Genomic DNA, 18,213 nt, shown 5'->3' with positions numbered 1-18,213 from the left:
GTGGGGTCCCGTCTTTCCTCCGGCCCGGACACGGTGCCTGACGGCGCCCCAGCGGGCGCCTGTCCCACACGGCAACCGCGGCCTCGCGACACGGTGGGTCAGGGGCAGTTGACCCATTCTTCGGTGCCGTCGTCGAAGACCTGGCGCTTCCAGATCGGCAGGCGCCGCTTCACCTCGTCGACCAGTTCCGCGCAGGCGGAGAACGCCTGCTTGCGGTGTTCCGCGGCCACCGCACAGCCCAGGGCCACGTCGCCGATCTTGAGCAGGCCGATCCGGTGCGAGACCGCGAGGGCGCGTACCCCGTCGAAGCGGGCCGCGATGTCCTGCGCCACCTCGGAGATCACCTCCGACGCGCTCGGGTGCCCCACGTACTCCAGCTCCCGGACGCCGCGCCCGCCGTCGTGGTCGCGGACCACTCCGCCGAACGTCACCACCGCGCCGGCCGCCCGGTGCTCCACGGAACGGGCCAGGTCGTCGACGTCGATGACCTGCTCCACGACGTCCGCGCGCAGCACCTCCGCGGCGGCTCGGTTTGGCGTCGCGTGGTCACCGCCGTGCAACTGGTCGACCGCGTGGTCGAGCACCCCGTCCAGCACGCCGAGCCCGTCCTTGACGCCGCCGCGCGAGCCGGGGAGATTCACGATCAGCGTCCGGCCGCTCACCCCGGCCAGGCCGCGGGAGAGCACCGCCGTCGGGACCGTGGGCAGCCCCGCCAAGCGGATCGCCTCGGCCAGGCCCGGGACCGGGTAGTCCAGCACCGCCGCCGTCACCTCCGGCGTGCGGTCCGTGGGGCTGATGCCGGTGCCGCCGGTGGTGATCACCACGTCGGCACCGTCGGCGACCGCGCGGCGCAGTTCCTCACCCACCGGGTCGCCGTCGGGCACCACGACGGGGTCCGGTACCTCGTAGCCGCGGGCGCGCAGCCACTCGACGATCACCGGTCCGGTGCGGTCCGGGTACACCCCGGCCGCGGCCCGGTTGGACGCGGCGATCACCCGCGCTGTCCTCGTCATGGAGACCTCCTGTGTCTTGCGGGACACCCGCACCGGGGCGGCAGCACGACACTCCACCGTGCCGTCGCGGGGACATCTTCCGCGCGGGACCGACATCCCCCCTCGAGCGGCTCGGGTCAGCGGACCCAGGTGCCGGTCTTGCCGCCCTCCTTGCGTTCGACTCGGACCGCGTCGAGCACCGCCGCCGGGTCGACCGCCTTGATCATGTCGTGCAGGGTGAGCCCGGCGCCGGTGACCGCGGTCAGCGCCTCCATCTCGACGCCGGTGCGGTCGGTGGTCTTCACGGTGGCGGTGATGCGCACCTCGGTCTCGCCGAGCGCTAGGTCGAGCTTGACGCCGGAGATCGCGATCGGGTGGCACAGCGGGATCAGGTCCGGGGTGCGCTTGGCCGCCATGATGCCCGCGATCCGGGCGGTGGCGAGCGCGTCGCCCTTCGGCAGCCCGTCACGGCGCAGGAGCGCGATCACCTCGGCGGTCGTGCGCACCACCCCGGTGGCAACCGCGGTGCGGGCGGTGGGCTGCTTGCCGGAGACGTCGACCATGCGCGCCGCGCCCGCCTCGTCGACATGCGTGAGCTCGTCCTGCGCCATGTTCCGAGCCTATACGCCGAGGCCACGCACGTCGCCGAGCAGGTGAATCACCCGGTGCATGTGTCTGCGACCTCAGTACTCGATGTCCTCGGCCATGGAGAACGGCAGCGACGAGCCGCCGCGCGGGACCTCCTCGTCGTCCCTGGCGGCGATCGCCGCGCGCTTGACCGCGTCGGCCACCGCCGGGGCCACCGCCGAGTCGAACACGCTCGGGACGATGAACGAGGCGTTGAGCCGCTCACCGTCCACCACGTCGGCGATGGCGTTGGACGCCGCGAGCATCATGTCGTCGGTGATCTTGTGCGCGTGCGCGTCGAGCAGACCGCGGAACACACCCGGGAAGGCCAGCACGTTGTTGATCTGGTTCGGGTAGTCGCTGCGCCCGGTGGCCACGACGGTGGCGTGCTTCTGCGCTTCCAGCGGGTCGATCTCCGGGTCCGGGTTGGCCAGCGCGAAGACGATCGCGTTGTCGTTCATCGTCGCCACGTCGTCGGCGGACAGCAGGTTCGGCGCGGACACCCCGATGAACACGTCGGCGCCGCGGACCGCGTCGGCCAGCGTGCCGGTGCGGCCGTCCTTGTTGGTGGCCGCCGCGATGGAGCGCAGGTTGGGGTCGGTGTCCCCGCGTCCGCCGTGGACGATGCCGTCGATGTCGACGGCGATGATGTCGGCGGGTTTCTTGTGCTGCAGCAGGCGGATGATGGCCGACCCGGCGGCACCGACGCCGCACACCACGATCCGGCAGTCGGTGATCTCCTTGCCGACCACCCGCAGCGCGTTGCGCAGCGCGCCGAGCACGACGATGGCGGTGCCGTGCTGGTCGTCGTGGAACACCGGGATGTTCAGCTTCTCCCGCAGCCGGGCCTCGATCTCGAAGCAGCGCGGGGCCGCGATGTCCTCCAGGTTGATGCCGCCGTAGACCGGGGCGATCAGCTCGACCGTGCGGATGATCTCCTCGGTGTCCTGGGTGTTCAGGCACACCGGCCAGGCGTTGACGCCGGCGAACTTCTTGAACAGCGCGGCCTTGCCCTCCATCACCGGTAGCGCCGCCTCCGGCCCGATGTTGCCCAGGCCGAGCACCGCGGACCCGTCGGTGACCACCGCGACGGAGTTGCGCTTGATGGTCAGGCGGCGGGCGTCCTCGGGGTTCTCCGCGATCGCCGTGCAGACCCGCGCCACCCCGGGGGTGTACGCGCGGGAGAGGTCGTCGCGGTTGGCCAGCGCGACGCGCGGCGCCACCTCGATCTTGCCGCCGAGGTGCACCAGGAAGGTCCGGTCGGAGACCTTGCGGACGCGGACCCCGGGCAGCGTCTCCAGGGTCCCGGTGAGGTCGCTGGCGTGGTCGGCCGACAGCGCGTTGCACGTGATGTCGACGACGATGCGATCGGCGTGCGACTCGACGACGTCGAACGCCGTGATGACCCCGCCGCCGCGGCCGATCGCGGTGGTCAGATCGCCCGCCGCGGTCGTCGACGGCGGCGCCTCCACGCGCACGGTGATCGAATAACCCGGACCTGGAACCGGCATGGCACACCCCTGTCGAGCTTGCGGCTATGGACTTTGACGGGTGCCGTTCTCCGGCGGCCCGCAACGCCGACCGCCGGAGCGGATCGCTCAACCGGGACGCAAGCCCTGCGGGCGTGCTAAGCGACCGGAACTTCACCCAGCACGAAAAAGCCTAAAACTTTCCCTTGTGTGAGCGACGTCCGGTCCGGTTACCGACCGGTCCCCTTGACAAACCAGGGTTACTTGTTGATGCGCGTGACCGGGTGGACGTACGGGACGGCGTCCTGCCCGAGCGGGAAGGTGGTGTCGCCGAACGGCGACAGGGCGCCCTGCTTGTCCGCGAGGAACTCGCTCACCGGGTGCTCGCCGTCCGAGACCTTCGGCCAGGTCGGGTCGATGCGGTCCTTCTTGGTCTTGCCGGCCACGTGGTCCTCCTGTGCATTCCGGCTACGGTGCACGTCCAGTCTGCCGGATCCGGGCGCCCGACCTCACCCGAGGGTGCGCAGCGACACTGCCGCTGACGTGGCCGGACGTGTCCGCGAGTGGGCCGGGTCACGCCCGGCGAAGGGGATCTGGAACGGGCCGCGCCTCGGTATCGTGGCAGGGATGCCTTCACTCGCGGACTGGCTGCGGGAACGCAGCGACGAAGCCCTGGCGACGCTGCTGCGCGCCCGACCCGATCTCGCCACGCCGCCGCCCGCCGATTCCTCGGTGTTGGCCACGCGCGTCGCCGTGCGCTCGTCGGTCGCGCGGGCCTGCGAGGACCTCGACTCGTTCGCGCTCAGCACGCTGGAAGCCCTGGTGCTGCTGGACGCGGACCTCGCGCCGGTGCGCGTGCAGGCCGTCACCGAGCTGCTCGGCGCGGAGGTCACCGTCGAACGGGTCCGCCGCTGCGCCGACCGGCTGCGCGACCTGGCGCTGGTGTGGGGCGACGACGACGAACTGGCGGTGCCCCCGGCGGTCCGCGAGGTGCTGCCGACGTTCCCCGCCGGGCTCGGGCGCCCCGCCGAGCACCTGACCGAGGCGGCGGCGAAGGCGGCGCTGGCCGACCTGGACGAGGAGGAGCGGCGGCTGGTCGGCAAGCTGGCCGGTAACTCCCCGATCGGCCGCACCAAGGACGCGGCGCGGGACGTCCCGCTCGCGGAGGCGACGAACCCGGTGCAGCGCCTGCTCGCCAAGGGCCTGCTGCTGCGCCGCGATACCGAGACCGTGGAGCTGCCGCGCCAGCTGGCGCTGGTCGTGCGCGGTACGCAGCCGATGGGCCGGGTGGAGCCCGAGGAACCGGTGCCGGACCTGACCAGCCCCGGTCAATCCACTGTGGACTCCACCGGCGCCGGCGAGGTGCTGGAGCTGCTGCGGCACGTGGAGTCACTGCTGCACGCCTGGGGCGAGGAGCCGCCCGACGTGCTGCGCTCCGGCGGTGTCGGGGTCCGCGAGCTGCGGCGCACCGCCAAGGCCATCGAGGTCGACGAGCAGCGGCTCGGCTTGCTGGTGGAACTCGCGGTCGCCGCCAACCTCATCGCCAACAGCGAGAGCGCGGAACCGCAGTGGGTGCCCACCTACCAGTCGGACACCTGGCTGGCCTCGCCCCCGGAGCAGCGTTGGGCGACGCTGGCGCAGGCGTGGCTCGACCTGCCGCGGCTGCCGGGCCTGATCGGCGCCCGTGACGAGCGGGACCGGCTGCTCGGTCCGCTGTCGGAGGACCTGCGGCGGCCGCTCGCCCCCCGGGACCGCCGCCGCGTCCTCGACTACCTCGACGAACTTCCCGGCGGCCACGGGGCGCGACCGGACGACGTCGCCGCCGTGCTCGCCTGGCGCGCCCCGCGACGCGGCGGCCGGATGCGCGACGACCTGGTGCGCTGGACCCTCGCCGAGGCGACCGCCCTCGGCGTCGTCGCGCTGCACGCGCTGACCACCGCGGGTCGCGTCCTGCTCGCCGACGGGCCCGCCGAGGCCGCGCGGCAGCTCACCAGCGCGCTGCCCGAGCCGCTGGACCACGTCCTGGTGCAGGCCGACCTGACGGTCGTCGCCCCGGGGCGACTGGAACCCGACCTTGCCGCGGAGATGCAGCTCGTCGCCGACGTCGAGTCCACGGGCAGCGCCACGGTGTACCGGATCAGCGAGCGCAGCGTCCGGCGGGCGCTGGACGCCGGGCACACCGCTGACGACCTGCACACCCTGTTCCGCACCCGGTCGCGCACCCCGGTGCCGCAGGCGCTGACCTACCTGATCGACGACGTGGCCCGCCGCCACGGGCGGCTGCGGGTGGGCACCGCGACGGCGTTCGTGCGCTGCGACGATCCGCTGCTGCTGGCGGAGATCCTGGCCAAGCCCGGGACCGAGGAGCTCGAACTGCGCCGCATCGCGCCGACCGTGCTGGTCAGCCCGCTGCCGCTGGCGGACCTGGTGGAGGGGCTGCGCGATGCGGGGTTCGCCCCGGTCGCCGAGGGCCCCGACGGCAACGTGCTTGACCTGCGCTCCAGCGGTCGGCGGGTGCGCGGCCGGACTCGGGCGACGTCCCCGGTGGCGCTGGCCGGGCCGAGCCCGGAGCAGCTTGCCGACCTCATCGCGACCCTGCGTGCCGGGGACCGGGCCGGGGCCGCGCGGCGTGGCAGGACCGTGAGCCCCGAACGGGGGCGGCCGAGCGCGGAAGCGACGCTGCAGCTTCTGCGTGACGCGGCGCGCCAGCAGCGGATGGTGTGGTTGGGCTTCGTCGACACCCACGGCGTGCGCAGTCAGCGCGTGGTCCGCCCGGTCAGCGTCGGGGGCGGTGTCCTGCAGGGCTTCGACACGGCCAGCGAGGAACTGGGCACCTTCCCCCTACACCGCATCACCTCAGTAGCCCTGGTCGAAGACTGACCCCCACCCCAAGCCCCGCCACCCCGGCCCGACACCCCCAAGCCGAGGCCCGACATCCCACGAAATGCCCGGGACGTTGGTGCCGGGGGCCTGGCGCGGCGGGGGTGGGGTGGTTAGCGGGTGGCGGCCATGCGTTGGCGCATTGCGTGTTCGACCAGGGTGATCAGGGCCTGCTTGGTGGACTCGCGGTTGCGCGCGTCACAGGTGATCATCGGGACCGAGTCGTCGATCGTCAGCGCCTCCCGCACGTCCTCCATGCGGTGATGCAGGACGCCGTCGAAGGTGTTGATCGCGATGATGTAGGGCAGTCCCCGGTCGTCGAAGAAGTCGATGGACGCGAACGCATCCGCCAGCCGCCGCGTGTCGACCAGCACCACCGCGCCGATCGCACCGCGCACCAGGTCGTCCCACATGAACCAGAACCGGTGCTGGCCGGGCGTGCCGAACAGGTAGAGGATCAGGTCCGAGTCCAGCGAGACCCGGCCGAAGTCCATCGCCACCGTGGTGGTGACCTTGCCCGGCGTCGCGCTGAGGTCGTCGACCCCGACGCTGGCCTCGGTCATGACCGCCTCGGTCGTCAACGGCACGATCTCGGACACCGAACCGACGAACGTCGTCTTCCCGACCCCGAAGCCACCGGCGACCACGATCTTCGTCGAGGTCTTCCGGCTGTTCGCCGCCGTTCGGGGATCAGAGCCTGCGAAGCCCACTGAGCACCCTCTCCAAGAACTCCATTGACGGCCGATCGCCGACGACCATGCCACTCTCGTGAATCAGAACCAGGCCGGTATCGGCCATGTCGCCGATCAGCACCCGCACCACGCCCAGCGGCAGGCGCAGGTGCGCGGCGACCTCCGCTACCGAACGGGCTTCCACGCACAGCTCGGAGATGGACCTGTGCTCGGGCCTGATCTGCGTCGTCTGCGCGCGGCCGCGTTCGCTGGTGGTGACCAGCGTCTCAATAGCGAGATCATAATCGGTGCGGGTGCGCCCGCGGGTTCGGGCATAGGGCCGCACCAGCGAGCCGCCGTCCAGCCCGTCCTCGGACTCCCCCGGGTCGGTGCTGGGGATCGCGGGCATCGACCCGGAGATCGACGGCATCGACTGCGAGATCGGTGCCATCGGCTGGGAAATCGATGGCGTCGACTGCGAAATCGGCGACATCGGCTGCGAGATGGACGGCATCGACACCGACGGCGGACCGCTGTCGGTGGTGGTGCGCGGCCCGGATGCCTCCGGTTCGGCGCTGTAGCGGGCGCCGAACAGGTCGGCGCCCGGGCCGCCGAACAGCGCGCGGTCGTAGCCGCCGACGCCCTCCACCGAGTCGGACGCGCGATCGCCATCAGAGTCGTCGACGAGGTCGTCCTGCCAGGAATCCGCGCTCAGCCGCTTGTTGTAGAGGCGGAACAGGTCACCGTCCCAGCTCGGCTCGGAACCGGTGTTCATGGCGAGCTCCCCTCAGCGTTCCCCGGTCGGCATCACCGACGCCCCAAGCCCTGCAGTTGCGCCCGCAGTTCCGGGGTCAGCTGCCGCCCGACGCGCTCCACCAGCAGGGTCATCTCGTAGGCGATCAGGCCGATGTCGGCGTTGGGGGCGGCGAGCACCGCCAGGCAGGAGCCGTCACTGATGGACATCAGGAACAAATAGCCCTGCTCCATCTCCACGACGGTCTGGGTCACCTCCCCGGCTTCGAAGCACCGGGCGGCGCCCTGGGTGAGGCTGACCAGGCCGGAGGCGACCGCGGACAGCTGTTCGGCGCGGTCCCGCGGCAAACCCTGGGAACCCGCGAGCAGCAGACCGTCCGCGGACACCACCACCGAGTGCGCCACGCCGGGCACCCGGCGCACGAAGTCGGTGATCAGCCAACTGAAGCTGTCGCTGCTCATCGGTTGCTGCACGGACCCGTTCACTCCTGCTCCTCGTGACGGCTCGGATTCGAGCGGGGTGGTTCGGTGGAAACCGGCTCAGCCTTGGAGTGCCTACCCCGCCTGACACCCTGCTGGAAGTTGGTCATCCGGCCGCGCACGGCGTCGGCCGAACGCGAGGTGGCGGGCTTGCGGCGCTGGGACTGCGGCGACCGCGGGGCGGCCGAACCGGGCACCAGGTTGGACTTGGGCACCCGCTTGGGCAGTCCGGCCGCGGTGGTCTCCTGCACCTGCTGGGTCTGCTGCAGTAGCGCTTCGGCCGCCTTCCAGCCGACGTCGGCCGAACCCCATCCGGGATCCGGGGTGGTCGTGCGCGGCACCTCCTTGACCGAGTCGGGCGCGGCCGGTTCGGCCGGCTCCGATGCGGTGTCCGGGGTACCGGCCGCCGCCAGCGGACTCTCATCCACATCGGACTCGCGGAACCACTGTGAGAGCACCGCTTCGTAGATCGGCAGCCGTTGGGTTGGTGCGTCGTCGGCCATGTCCCAGGAGGCCCCGCTGGGCTCGTCGCCGACGGACGACGACGAGGGGCCTCCGGAAAGCGAGCTGTGTGCGGACGTCCAGGGGTCGGGCGCCGCGTGCTGGCCGCTTCCGTTGTCCGCCGCGTCCTCCGGGGAGCTCGTGGTGCCGAAGGCCGAGGTCAGCCCGGATCCGTCCACCCCGCTGTCGTACGGCTCGTCGGCCGGGAGCTCCGATGGCGTGAACGCGGCGGTCTTCTCCGCCTCGAACGGGCTGCGGAACAGGTTCGCCGGCTCGGCCGGCTCCGACGGCGGTCCGCACTGGCCGTCGAACTCCGAAACGCTTTCCTCGCTGGGCCACTGCTCGGCCTGGACGTCGTCCGCGGGCGCCGCCGCGTGATCCTCCCACTTCGGGATGTCGGTGGCGCCGAACGAATCGCCGTCGGACACGGTCACCGAGTACTGGGTGGGCAGTTCGGTGTCCGCGGGCTGGGGGTCCTCCTGCGGTTGCGGGGTGAACGCGGTGGCCTGCTCGACGCCGTCGAGCCTCGGCAGCGGGGCCCGCTCGGTGGGCTGCTCGACGCCGCGGTCGGACGCCGCGGCGCGGCCGAACGCCGCCGCCAGGCCGAGGTGCGTGCCGGTCTCGCTGACCGACTCGCGCCGCCCTTCGGCCCGCGCGGAGCGCGGCAGGTCGGGCATCGGCTTCGGGCCTTCCGGGGTGAGCTGCACGACATACTCTCCGGACAGGCGCACCGTCGCGGTGACGCCGCCCTCGAGGTTGTCGTTGTTCTGCAGCTCGACGCGGATGTTGTGCCGTTGCGCCAGCTGGCCGACCACGAACAGACCCATCCGTCGCGACACCGCGACGTCGATTTCCGGCGGCCGGGTGAGCCGCTCGTTGATCTCGTCGATCTCCTCGGCGTCGATGCCCACGCCGCGGTCGCGGATCTCGATGACGAGTTCCTGCCTGCGGTAGGCGGTGCGGACGGTGACCTCGGTGTCGGGGTTGGAGAACACCGTGGCGTTCTCCAGCAGCTCGGCGATGAGGTGCACGAAGTCGTTGACCACCCGGCCCTGGATGGCCAGGTCGGGCGCGTCGACCACGGCGATGCGCGCGTACTGCTCCACTTCGGACACCGCGGCGCCGAGCACCTCGTTCAGCGGCACCGGGCGCATCATCCGGCGGGTGAGGTCGGTGCCGCCGAGGATGAGCAGGTTCTCGTTGTTCCGGCGCATGCGGGTGGCCAGGTGGTCCAGCTCGAAGAGGCTGCTGAGCTGGTCCGGGTCCTGCTCGTCCTGCTCCAGCCGGTCGATCAGGGCCAGCTGCCGCTGGACCAGCGTCTGGCTGCGCCGCGCCAGGTTGACGAACAGGTCGTTGACGTTGTTGCGCAGCAGCGCCTGTTCGGTGGCCAGGCGCAGCGCCTGCTGGTGCACCGCGTCGAACGCGCGGGCGACCTGCCCGATCTCCTCGCGGGTGTGCACCGGCACCGGCGGCACCGTGACCTTGCCGGCGGCGGACGGGTCCTCGTTCACCTTGCTGATCGCCTCGGGGAGGCTCTGCTGGGCGATCTCCAGCGCGCTGTAGCGCAGCGTGCGCAGCGGCCGCAGCATCGAGCGGGCGATGAAGGCGGCGATGCCGAAGGCGACCACGAGCAGCATCAGGATCAGCGCGCTGTCGCGGATGACCGACCACTGGGTGGAGTCGGCGAGTTCGGCGGCGTCGTCGTGGAAATCGCGCAGGACCTGCTCCTCGACGGAGCGGACCAGGTCGGTGCGTTGGCCGGAGACGCGGCCCCACTCCAGCGGGTCGACGTTGAGGCGATCGCCGCGGTCGCCGTTGATGAGCGCGGTCTGCTCGATCTGCTCCGCGCTGTCGACCTCGGGCCCGGCGACGCACGCCGCGTAGAGGGCGCGCTGCTCGGGGGTGGCCGCCGTCTCGAACTCCTCGTGGGCGGCCTCGAACCGGGCGTTGGCCGCGCGGATGGCGTCGGTCTGGCCGGTGAAGAACTCGTTGCGCAGCGCGGCGCCGAGCAGGATGGACCGCTGCTGGGCCAGCTGCTCCTTGGCGCGGCCGAGCGCTTCGGCGGCCCGCGCGGCCGCGGTGATCTCGGTGTTCGCTGCGGCACCGGCGACGGCGCGGGTGACCTGCAGCACCGCGTCGATCACCGAGTTGTAGGCGACGAGGGTCTGCTGGCTGGTGAAGCCGGCGTTGACGGTGCTGCGCAGCGAGCCCAGGGCCTCCAGCCGGTGAACGGCAGCCTCGTAGGCGCTGCGCACCTCGGGCGAGAAGTCCGCCACCCGCGCGTCGAAGGCGCGCAGCTGCTGCACGGCCACGTCGACCTGCTGGTGCTGCCTGGTGGCCTCACCCGCCGCGGCCGAGCTGTTCGCGGAGGTCAGGACCACGGCGAAGTCTCGTTCGCGTTCCAGCTCGTGGGTCACGTTGGCGGTTTGCTGGACCAGTTCCACCTGCTCGACGATGGTGTTCAGCCGTGAGGTGGTGGCCAGGCCGTCGAAGACCCGGATTCCGCCAACGCTCAACGCGACCAGCGTCGGGACCAGCAGGACCGCGGCCATCTTGTACCGGAGGCGCCAGTTGCGCAGCCACCACGTCCTGGTCCGAGCGCCAGCCGACGGGGTGGCTGGGCTGGCTCCGGTAGCGGGGTCGTTGTTGAGCATCCCTGTTTCCTGCGCTGCGGCGGACATGTGCGACACCGCCACGGCTAGTTGCCTCTCCGCGCCGCGACAGTGCTGGTCATTGTGCCGGGAATGCGCCCGCGAGCCGACACGGCGCCGGGTAGCCACGAGCGGGCCGACGGTGCCTCAACTCCCGCCGAGCCGCCGCAGACCCTGACTCTGTCAGCCGGGCTTGCCATCACACTCCCTGGTCACAACGTGCATCCCCCGAAGCAGAGGCAGGTCACCTCGACGGGCGAGACTATACTTAACTGGGCGTCACAAGTCAGGCCCCCAGAGCGGGACGTCATCACCGGGCAGAGTGGTATGAACAACAGTTCATCCGTCCCTGTCCTGATGACCTAATTTCGCCTGGTTGTTGGTAGTGGTTCAACGTTCTACAGTCTGGCGGCGACACCCCGACCGCGCGCCCACGCCGAGCCGCGATGCCCGCCGGGCAGCGTCCGATCCGCGCACGCCGTGCCCGACCGAACCCGCCCCCCGACCCCGGCACTCCGCGCTGTCCACAGTGAACCGACACCGGGCGGCGTTGCGCACGTCACACCAGGCTAGGAGGATCTGCATGCACCGCGTCCTGCCGCGCAGGGACCTGCTGAAGCTCGCCGGTGGAATGGTCACCGTCAGCGCGCTGATGGGCACGAGCGGCTGCGGGCTGCTCGGCGGGTCGCAGTCCGCCGGGGGCGGAAACGGCCAGGTCGAGAAGGCGAACATCAAGGTCGGCGCCCTGCCCATCAACGACCTCGCCCCGCTGCACCTGGCCGTGCGCAACGGCTACTTCCAGCAGGAGGGCCTGACCGTCGAGATCGTCTCCGCGCCCGACGGCAGCGCCGCGCTCGCCAGCACCATCGGCGGCGACTACGACATCACCTACAGCAGTTACGTGCCGTTCTTCCAGGCCCAGGCCCGCGGTATCGCCGACCTGCGGATCGTGGCCGACTGCGCCTCCGCCACGCCGAACAGCACGATGATCATGACCGCGCCCGGGTCGAAGGTCCGCACGCCGCAGGACCTGGCCGGCCGCAAGATCGCCATCTCCGGCCCCGGCACCATCTCCGAACTGCTGGTCAAGGCCACCATGCGGGCCTACGGCGTGGACTTCGGCAAGGTCGACTTCGTGCCCGTCCCGTTCATCAACATGCCCGCGGCGCTGCAGCAGAAGCAGGTGGACGCGGCGCTGCTCACCGAGCCGTTTCTGACCCAGGCCGCCCGCAACAGCGGCGCGGTACCGGTGGTGGACACCGCCACCGGGCCGCTGGAGGACCTGCCGCTGACCGGCTACGGCGCGACGGCCCGGTTCTGCAACGAGAACCCGCGCACCGTGGCCGCCTTCCAGCGGGCCATGGACCGCGCCGTCGCCGAGGCCCAGGACCGCAGCAAGGTCGAGCCGCTGCTGCCGGAGTTCGCCAAGATCGACAAGGCCACCGCGGCCATCATCACCCTGCTGAAGTTCAACTCTCGCGCCGACGCCACCCGGCTACAGCGGGTGCCGCGGCTGATGCGCGAGTTCGGCTTCATCGACAAGGACATCAACGTCGCGGAAATGATCGTCGCCCCGCCGCAGGTGTGATCCGCGTTTGGGTGGCCGGTTTCCCGCACCGCCACCCCGGATCCACCGACGATCTGGCCGACCCGCCCGAGATACCGGACATGCCAGGCATCCCGGGCGGGTTTGCGCTGGTCGGGGGAATTACGGCAGACGAATTAACCATTGCCCCGAATAACCGCATCGACATTCAATCCGACGTCACCGTTCACCTGTCATTTGCGGACATATGGGCGAGAAGAGCGACACCGGCGAGTGAGGTGCGACACCGAGCAAATTACGTGTGGTTGTCGGCACTGGTCCGAGCTTCTACAGTTTCCGTGCACCACACACTTCGCCAGGAGGAACCAGATGAGTCCCGCACCGCGCGCCGTTCCCAGGCGGAACTTGCTGAAACTCGCCGGCGGCGTGGTCACGGCAGGTACGCTGATGGGCACCAGCGGTTGCGGGCTGCTCGGCGGATCGCAGGCCGAGCAGAGCGGGAACGCCCAGGTGGAGAAGGCCACCCTGCGGGTCGGCGCCCTGCCCATCAGCGAAATCGCCCCGCTGCACCTCGCGGTACAGGACGGCCACTTCCAGCGCGAGGGTCTCACCGTCGAGATCCTCACCGCATCCGACGGCGCCACGGCCCTCAACAGCGCCATCGGCGGTGACTACGACATTACCTTCAGCAGCTACGTGCCGATCTTCAAGGCCCAGGCCAGCGGCGTGGCGCACCTGAAGATCGTCGCCGACTGCGCGTCCAGCACGCCCAACACCTGCATGATCATGGCCCCGCGGAACTCGGGGGTGCGCACGCCGCAGCACCTCGCCGGCAAGAAGATCGCGATCAGCGGCAGCGGCACCATCTCCGAGCTGATGGTCAAGGCCGCGATGCGCGCCAACGAAGTCGCCTTCAGCGGCGTGGAATGGGTCCCGCTCGGGTTCATCAACATGCCCAACGCGCTGAAGCAGAACCAGGTCGACGCGGCGTTCGTCGTCGAACCGTTCCTCACCCTGGCCGCGCGCGACGCGGGCGCAATCCCGGTCGTCGACACCGCCACCGGCCCGCTGGAGGACCTGCCGCTGGGCGGCTACGTCTGCAACGCCCGCTTCGCCGAGGAGAACCCCCACACGGTGGCCGCCTTCCAGCGCGCCATGGACACCGCCGTCGCCGAGGCCCAGGACCGCAGCAAGATCGAACCGCTGCTGCCGCAGTTCGCCAAGATCGACAAGGACATCGCGGCCATCATCACCCTGCTCAAGATGAACTCCCGCGCCGACGCGACCCGCCTGCAGCGGGTGCCGCGGCTGATGCGCGAGTTCGGCTACATCGACAAGGACGTCAACGTGGCCAGCATGATCATCGCACCGCCGCAGAACTGATCCACGCCACCATGACCACGACACTCCGGGGACTGGCCGGGCTGCTGGGCTTCCTTGTGCTGTGGGAGGTCTTCAGCCGGTCCGGCATCGTCGCCCAGCAGTACTTCCCGCCACCGTCCACTGTGCTCGTTCGGTTCGTTGAACTGCTCGGCGACCGGGGCTTCCTGCTCGACCTGATCGCCAGCGTGCTGGCCTGGGCGATCGCGCTGGGCATCTCCATCGCGATCGCGGTTCCCGCCGGACTGCTGCTGGGCAGCGTGCGGGCCATCCGGGTGGCCACCCGGGCGATCATCGAGTTTCTCCGCCCCATCCCGTCGGTGGCGTTGATCCCGCTGGCCGTCGTGCTGGTCGGCGCGGGCCCGGAGACCAAGATCTCGCTGGCCGTGTACGCCTCGGTGTGGCCGATCCTGTTCAACACGATCTACGCCTTCGACGAGATCGACCCCGTCATGGTGGACACCGCGCGGTCCTTCGGCCTGGGCCGCGGCCGGGTGATGTTCACCGTCGCGCTGCCCAACTCGGCGCCGTTCGTGCTCACCGGCATCCGGATGTCCGCGGCGGTGGCGCTGATCCTGGTGGTCAGCACCGAGTTCCTGGCCGGCGGCAGCGGGCTGGGCAGTTTCGTGCTCGACGCCAGCACCGGCGCGGGCCGGATGGACCTGGTCCTGGCGGGCACGCTCGTCGCCGGCATCGTCGGCTACCTGATCAACGAGGCGCTGGAGCTGCTGCACCGGCGCGGGCTGCGGTGGGCCGCCGTGGGAACGGAGGCGTCATGAGCGAGAAAGTCCTGCTCCCGCTCGTCAAAGCCGACCGGGCCCGCAAGGCACAGGGGGAACCTTGCACCGGGTGAGCGGATTCCTCAACCGGTGGCTGGTGTTCATCGGCGCGGTCGTGGTCTGGGAGCTGGTCACGCGGCTGGCGCAGAGCCCGTTCTTCCCGCCGCCGACCGTGATCGTGCAGACCGCGGCACAGCGCTGGTTCAGTGGCCCCGCGTCGTCGCTGTTCCTGACCGACATCGTGTTCCACGACCTGCTGGCCAGCTTCGGCCGGATCGCGGCCGGCTGGCTCATCGCCGTCGTGCTCGGCGTGTCGCTGGGCACGCTGCTCGGCCGGTCCCGCACCGCGCTGGACTACGTCGGGCCGCTGATGGCGTTCATGCGGGCCATCCCGCCGCCGGTGCTGGTGCCGGTTTTCCTGGTGCTGCTCGGCATCGGCACCCAGATGCAGGTCAGCGTGATCGTCTTCGGGGTGGTGTGGCCGATCCTGCTCAACACCGTCGACGGGGTGCGCGCCGTCGACCAGGTCAAGGTCGACACCGCCCGGTCGTTCCGGATCCCACGCCTGCACTGGGTGTTCGGCGTGGTGCTGCCCGCGGCGACGCCGAAGATCTTCGCCGGGCTGCGAGTGAGCCTGTCGCTGGCGCTGGTGCTGATGGTCGTCTCGGAGCTGGTGGGGTCCACCAACGGCATCGGCTACCGGCTGATGTTCGACCAGCGCGCCTACGACCTCCCCGCCATGTGGGCGGGCATCGTCCTGCTCGGCGTTCTCGGATACGTGCTCAACACGCTGCTGCTCGTGGTGGAACGCCGGGTGCTGAGCTGGCAGCCCTCGCAGGCTGCCGCGGTGGGAGGCTGAAACGGTTGACCGACTCGAAGATCATGCTCGACGTCTCCGGGCTCGGGCACCGCTACGGCGGCGCGAACGGCCACCTGGCCATCGCCGACCTGACGTTCCAGGTGCGTACCGGCGAGCTGGCCTGCATCGTCGGCCCGTCCGGTTGCGGCAAGTCGACGATGCTGCGCGCCATCTCGGGACTCATCACGCCCAGCAGCGGTGAGGTGAAGCTGCACGGCGACCCGGTGCAGGGCGTCCCGGCCGACCTGGCCGTGGTGTTCCAGGACTACAGCCGCTCGCTGTTCCCGTGGCTGTCGGTGCGGTCCAACGTGGAGTTCCCGCTGCGGTCCCGCGACCTGGGCAGGGCCGAGCGCCGTGCCCGGGCCGACGAGGTGCTGGAGTGGGTCGGGCTGGGCGCCGCCGCGAAGAAATACCCGTGGCAGCTGTCCGGCGGCATGCAGCAGCGGGTGTCGATCGCCCGGGCGCTGGCCTGCCGCCCCGCCCTGCTGCTGATGGACGAGCCGTTCGCCTCGGTGGACGCGCAGACCCGCTTCGAGCTGGAGGACCTGCTGCTGCGGGTGCGCAAGCAGTTCGACAGCACCGTCCTGCTGGTCACCCACGACATCGACGAGAGCATCTACCTGGCGGACCGGGTGTTGGTGCTGTCGAAGTCGCCCGCGTCGATCGTGGCGGACCTGGAAGTGCCGCTGGGCGACGAGCGGGACCAGATCACCACCCGCGAGTCGGAGACGTTCGTGCAGCTCCGCAGCGAGGTGGCGCGCCTGCTGGAGGTCCGCAGCGCCCAGCCGCCGCGACCCGCAGCGGCGGAGGCCAACGCGGAGCGCGCGACCACGAAGTCCGATGTGGACGAACCGCCGACCGCGAGGAAGTGGGCAACGGCCGAACACACCGAGGCCACCGAAGCCACGCAGCACGCCGCCAGCAGGCGGGGTTAGTACAGGGGGCGCTGGGCTGGGTCGACCTTGACGTGGAGGAGGGTCGGGCCGGTGCGGCCGGTGAACTCCTCGGCCAGCGCCGCGTCGAGCTCCTCGGGGCGCTCGACGAGCTTCGCCGGGCAGCCGAGGCTGGTGGCCAGCGCGACGAAGTCGATGCCGCCGAGTTCGACGCCCGGCAGCTTGTGGCCGCCCGCGGCCTCGCCCAGCACCGCCACCGCCGCATACCGCGCGTTGTCCATGATCACGAAGGTGACCGGGGCCTGCTCGCGCACCGCCGTCCACACCGCCTGGATGCCGTACATGCTGGAACCGTCGCCGAGCAGGGCGACCGTGCGCCGCGTCGGATCGGCCATCGCCACCCCGACCGCCGCGCCGATGCCGTAGCCCAGCGCCCCGGAGAACCCGGTGAAGAACCCGCCGTCGGTGGAGCGGATCGGGAAGAACTCGTGCAGGTCGTTGCGGTGGCTCGGGGTCTCCTCCACCACGGCGGCGTCCACGGGCAGCGCCGCGGCGATGGTGTCGAAGACGTACGCGGCCGTCATCGGCGTCGACGCGGCGGGCTTGGGCGGCCGGGCGTAGCCCTGCGGAACAGCGCGCCGGATGTCCTGGACCTGCGCGTTGACCTGCCGCACCGAATGCCGCAGCGCACCCAGCACGCCGCGGCCCTGCCGCGCCCGGGCCAGCACCTCGGGATCGTCGTGCACGAGGAACAGCTCCGGCAGCTCGACCTCGCTCTCGCCCCGGTACACGTGGTAGGTGAACGCGGGCGCACCCCACACCACCACCAGGTCGTAGGCGGCCAGCTCGGTGCGCAGCGCCCGCTGCTCGGGCTGCAGGAACCCGGCGAACTGCGGGTGGTCCTCGGGAAACGAGCAGCGCGGCGACATCGGCGCCACCCACACCGCCGCCTTCGCCTTCTCCACCAGCTCCACCATCTCGGCGACCACACCGTCGGCGTCCACTGCGGGACCCACCACGAACGCGGGCCGCTCGCAGCGCTCCAGAGCCCCGGCCAGCGCGGCGACCGCGTCCGGGTCGGGCGCGAAGGCGGGCGTGCGCGGCCGGGCGGGCACCGGCACCCCGGGCTCGTCCCAGTCGTCGGCCGGGATGGACACGAACACCGGCCCGCACGGCGGGGTCGTCGCCAGCTGGTAGGCACGCAGCAGCGCGGCGGGCACGTCGGCGGCCCGGGCGGGCTCGTAGCTCCACTTCACGTACGGCCGCGGGAAGTTCGCCGCATCGGTGGCGCCCAGGAACGGTTCGCCGAACATCAGGCTGCGGGTCTGCTGCCCGGCGGTCACGATCATCGGCGTGCGGTTGCGGTACGCGGTGAAGATCGCGCCCAGCGCGTGTCCGACACCACCGGCGGAGTGCAGGTTGACCAGCACCGGTTCCCGGCGGGCCTGCGCGTAGCCGTCGGCCATCGCCACCACCGCGGACTCCTGCAGCCCCAGCACGTAGCGGAAGTCGTCCGGCCAGTCGGTGAGGAACGGCACCTCGGTGGTGCCCGGGTTGCCGAACACCGCGGTGAGTCCGAGCTCGCGCATCAACCCGCGGGTGATGTCACGGACAGTGCCGCCCTCGCTGCGCATCGAATCCCCTCCCAATCGCGCGGACAACCCCGCTCACCTGCGGGATCGCCCTGCCACGACATCACATCGGCAGCGCCGGAACCAGATAGCGTTCGTCA

15 protein-coding genes are annotated in these 18,213 nt (G+C 71.1%); 6 read left to right on the top strand and 9 right to left on the bottom strand.

Features of this window, described 5'->3' with window-relative positions; all coding sequences use genetic code 11:
• Window positions 1-98 precede the first annotated feature (98 nt).
• From IEY17_RS00800 to IEY17_RS00785, 4 genes are all read right to left on the bottom strand, one after another.
• On the bottom strand, window positions 99-1,013 hold the full coding sequence (locus IEY17_RS00800; RefSeq protein WP_188984338.1) for a molybdenum cofactor biosynthesis protein MoaE: 915 nt from the start codon (window positions 1,011-1,013) through the stop codon (window positions 99-101).
• 116 nt (window positions 1,014-1,129) lie between these two features.
• Window positions 1,130-1,603: a cyclic pyranopterin monophosphate synthase MoaC gene (gene moaC / locus IEY17_RS00795; RefSeq protein ID WP_188984337.1), complete on the bottom strand. Its 474-nt coding sequence runs from the start codon at window positions 1,601-1,603 to the stop codon at window positions 1,130-1,132.
• A gap of 72 nt (window positions 1,604-1,675) precedes the next feature.
• Window positions 1,676-3,130, bottom strand: coding sequence for an NAD-dependent malic enzyme (locus IEY17_RS00790; protein WP_188984335.1), 1,455 nt, complete (start codon window positions 3,128-3,130; stop codon window positions 1,676-1,678).
• Window positions 3,131-3,348: 218 nt separating this feature from the next.
• Window positions 3,349-3,534 carry a hypothetical protein gene (locus IEY17_RS00785; RefSeq protein WP_188984333.1) on the bottom strand — a complete coding sequence of 62 codons (186 nt, stop codon included), beginning with the start codon at window positions 3,532-3,534 and terminating at the stop codon, window positions 3,349-3,351.
• A gap of 181 nt (window positions 3,535-3,715) precedes the next feature.
• Here IEY17_RS00785 and IEY17_RS00780 point away from each other — a divergent pair, with 181 nt between their 5' ends.
• Window positions 3,716-5,968 (top strand): helicase-associated domain-containing protein, encoded by a 2,253-nt coding sequence (locus tag IEY17_RS00780; protein ID WP_188984331.1) that lies wholly within the window; start codon window positions 3,716-3,718, stop codon window positions 5,966-5,968.
• 113 nt (window positions 5,969-6,081) lie between these two features.
• On the opposite strand, the gene IEY17_RS00775 is transcribed toward IEY17_RS00780, so the two are convergent.
• The 4 genes from IEY17_RS00775 to IEY17_RS00760 are packed head-to-tail and all read right to left on the bottom strand — an operon-like array spanning window position 6,082 to window position 11,054.
• Window positions 6,082-6,678, bottom strand: a complete 597-nt coding sequence (locus tag IEY17_RS00775) for a GTP-binding protein (protein WP_188984328.1) — start codon at window positions 6,676-6,678, stop codon at window positions 6,082-6,084.
• On the bottom strand, window positions 6,659-7,414 hold the full coding sequence (locus tag IEY17_RS00770; protein WP_188984326.1) for a DUF742 domain-containing protein: 756 nt from the start codon (window positions 7,412-7,414) through the stop codon (window positions 6,659-6,661). Before IEY17_RS00770 ends, IEY17_RS00775 begins: the two co-directional genes overlap by 20 nt.
• A gap of 32 nt (window positions 7,415-7,446) precedes the next feature.
• Window positions 7,447-7,854: a roadblock/LC7 domain-containing protein gene (locus IEY17_RS00765; protein WP_188985262.1), complete on the bottom strand. Its 408-nt coding sequence runs from the start codon at window positions 7,852-7,854 to the stop codon at window positions 7,447-7,449.
• A gap of 20 nt (window positions 7,855-7,874) precedes the next feature.
• Window positions 7,875-11,054 carry a sensor histidine kinase gene (locus IEY17_RS00760; protein WP_229679730.1) on the bottom strand — a complete coding sequence of 1,060 codons (3,180 nt, stop codon included), beginning with the start codon at window positions 11,052-11,054 and terminating at the stop codon, window positions 7,875-7,877.
• 553 nt (window positions 11,055-11,607) lie between these two features.
• Between IEY17_RS00760 and IEY17_RS00755 the strand changes: the two genes are divergently transcribed.
• The 5 genes from IEY17_RS00755 to IEY17_RS00735 all read left to right on the top strand — a co-directional run bounded on the left by IEY17_RS00755 (window position 11,608) and on the right by IEY17_RS00735 (window position 16,523).
• Entirely contained in the window at window positions 11,608-12,612 is a 1,005-nt protein-coding gene (locus tag IEY17_RS00755; RefSeq protein ID WP_229679729.1) for an ABC transporter substrate-binding protein, read from the top strand.
• 405 nt (window positions 12,613-13,017) lie between these two features.
• Window positions 13,018-13,953 carry an ABC transporter substrate-binding protein gene (locus IEY17_RS00750; protein ID WP_229679728.1) on the top strand — a complete coding sequence of 312 codons (936 nt, stop codon included), beginning with the start codon at window positions 13,018-13,020 and terminating at the stop codon, window positions 13,951-13,953.
• Between the two features lie 11 nt (window positions 13,954-13,964).
• Window positions 13,965-14,729 (top strand): ABC transporter permease, encoded by a 765-nt coding sequence (locus tag IEY17_RS00745; RefSeq protein ID WP_188984322.1) that lies wholly within the window; start codon window positions 13,965-13,967, stop codon window positions 14,727-14,729.
• A gap of 61 nt (window positions 14,730-14,790) precedes the next feature.
• The gene (locus IEY17_RS00740) at window positions 14,791-15,588 is read left to right on the top strand and encodes an ABC transporter permease (RefSeq protein WP_188984320.1); all 798 of its coding nucleotides are present in this window, start codon (window positions 14,791-14,793) and stop codon (window positions 15,586-15,588) included.
• A 23-nt stretch (window positions 15,589-15,611) separates the two neighbouring features.
• Window positions 15,612-16,523, top strand: coding sequence for an ABC transporter ATP-binding protein (locus IEY17_RS00735; RefSeq protein WP_188985255.1), 912 nt, complete (start codon window positions 15,612-15,614; stop codon window positions 16,521-16,523).
• Here the strand turns inward: IEY17_RS00735 and mdlC are convergent.
• Window positions 16,520-18,115, bottom strand: coding sequence for a benzoylformate decarboxylase (mdlC, locus tag IEY17_RS00730; protein ID WP_188984318.1), 1,596 nt, complete (start codon window positions 18,113-18,115; stop codon window positions 16,520-16,522). The two genes, IEY17_RS00735 and mdlC, sit on opposite strands and share 4 nt — an antisense overlap.
• Between the last annotated feature and the right edge of the window lie 98 nt (window positions 18,116-18,213).

Source organism: Saccharopolyspora thermophila, assembly GCF_014646075.1.
Classification (GTDB): domain Bacteria; phylum Actinomycetota; class Actinomycetes; order Mycobacteriales; family Pseudonocardiaceae; genus Saccharopolyspora; species Saccharopolyspora thermophila.
The sequence above is the reverse complement of the archived record's forward strand: the minus strand, read 5'-3'. Positions and strand labels throughout refer to the sequence as shown.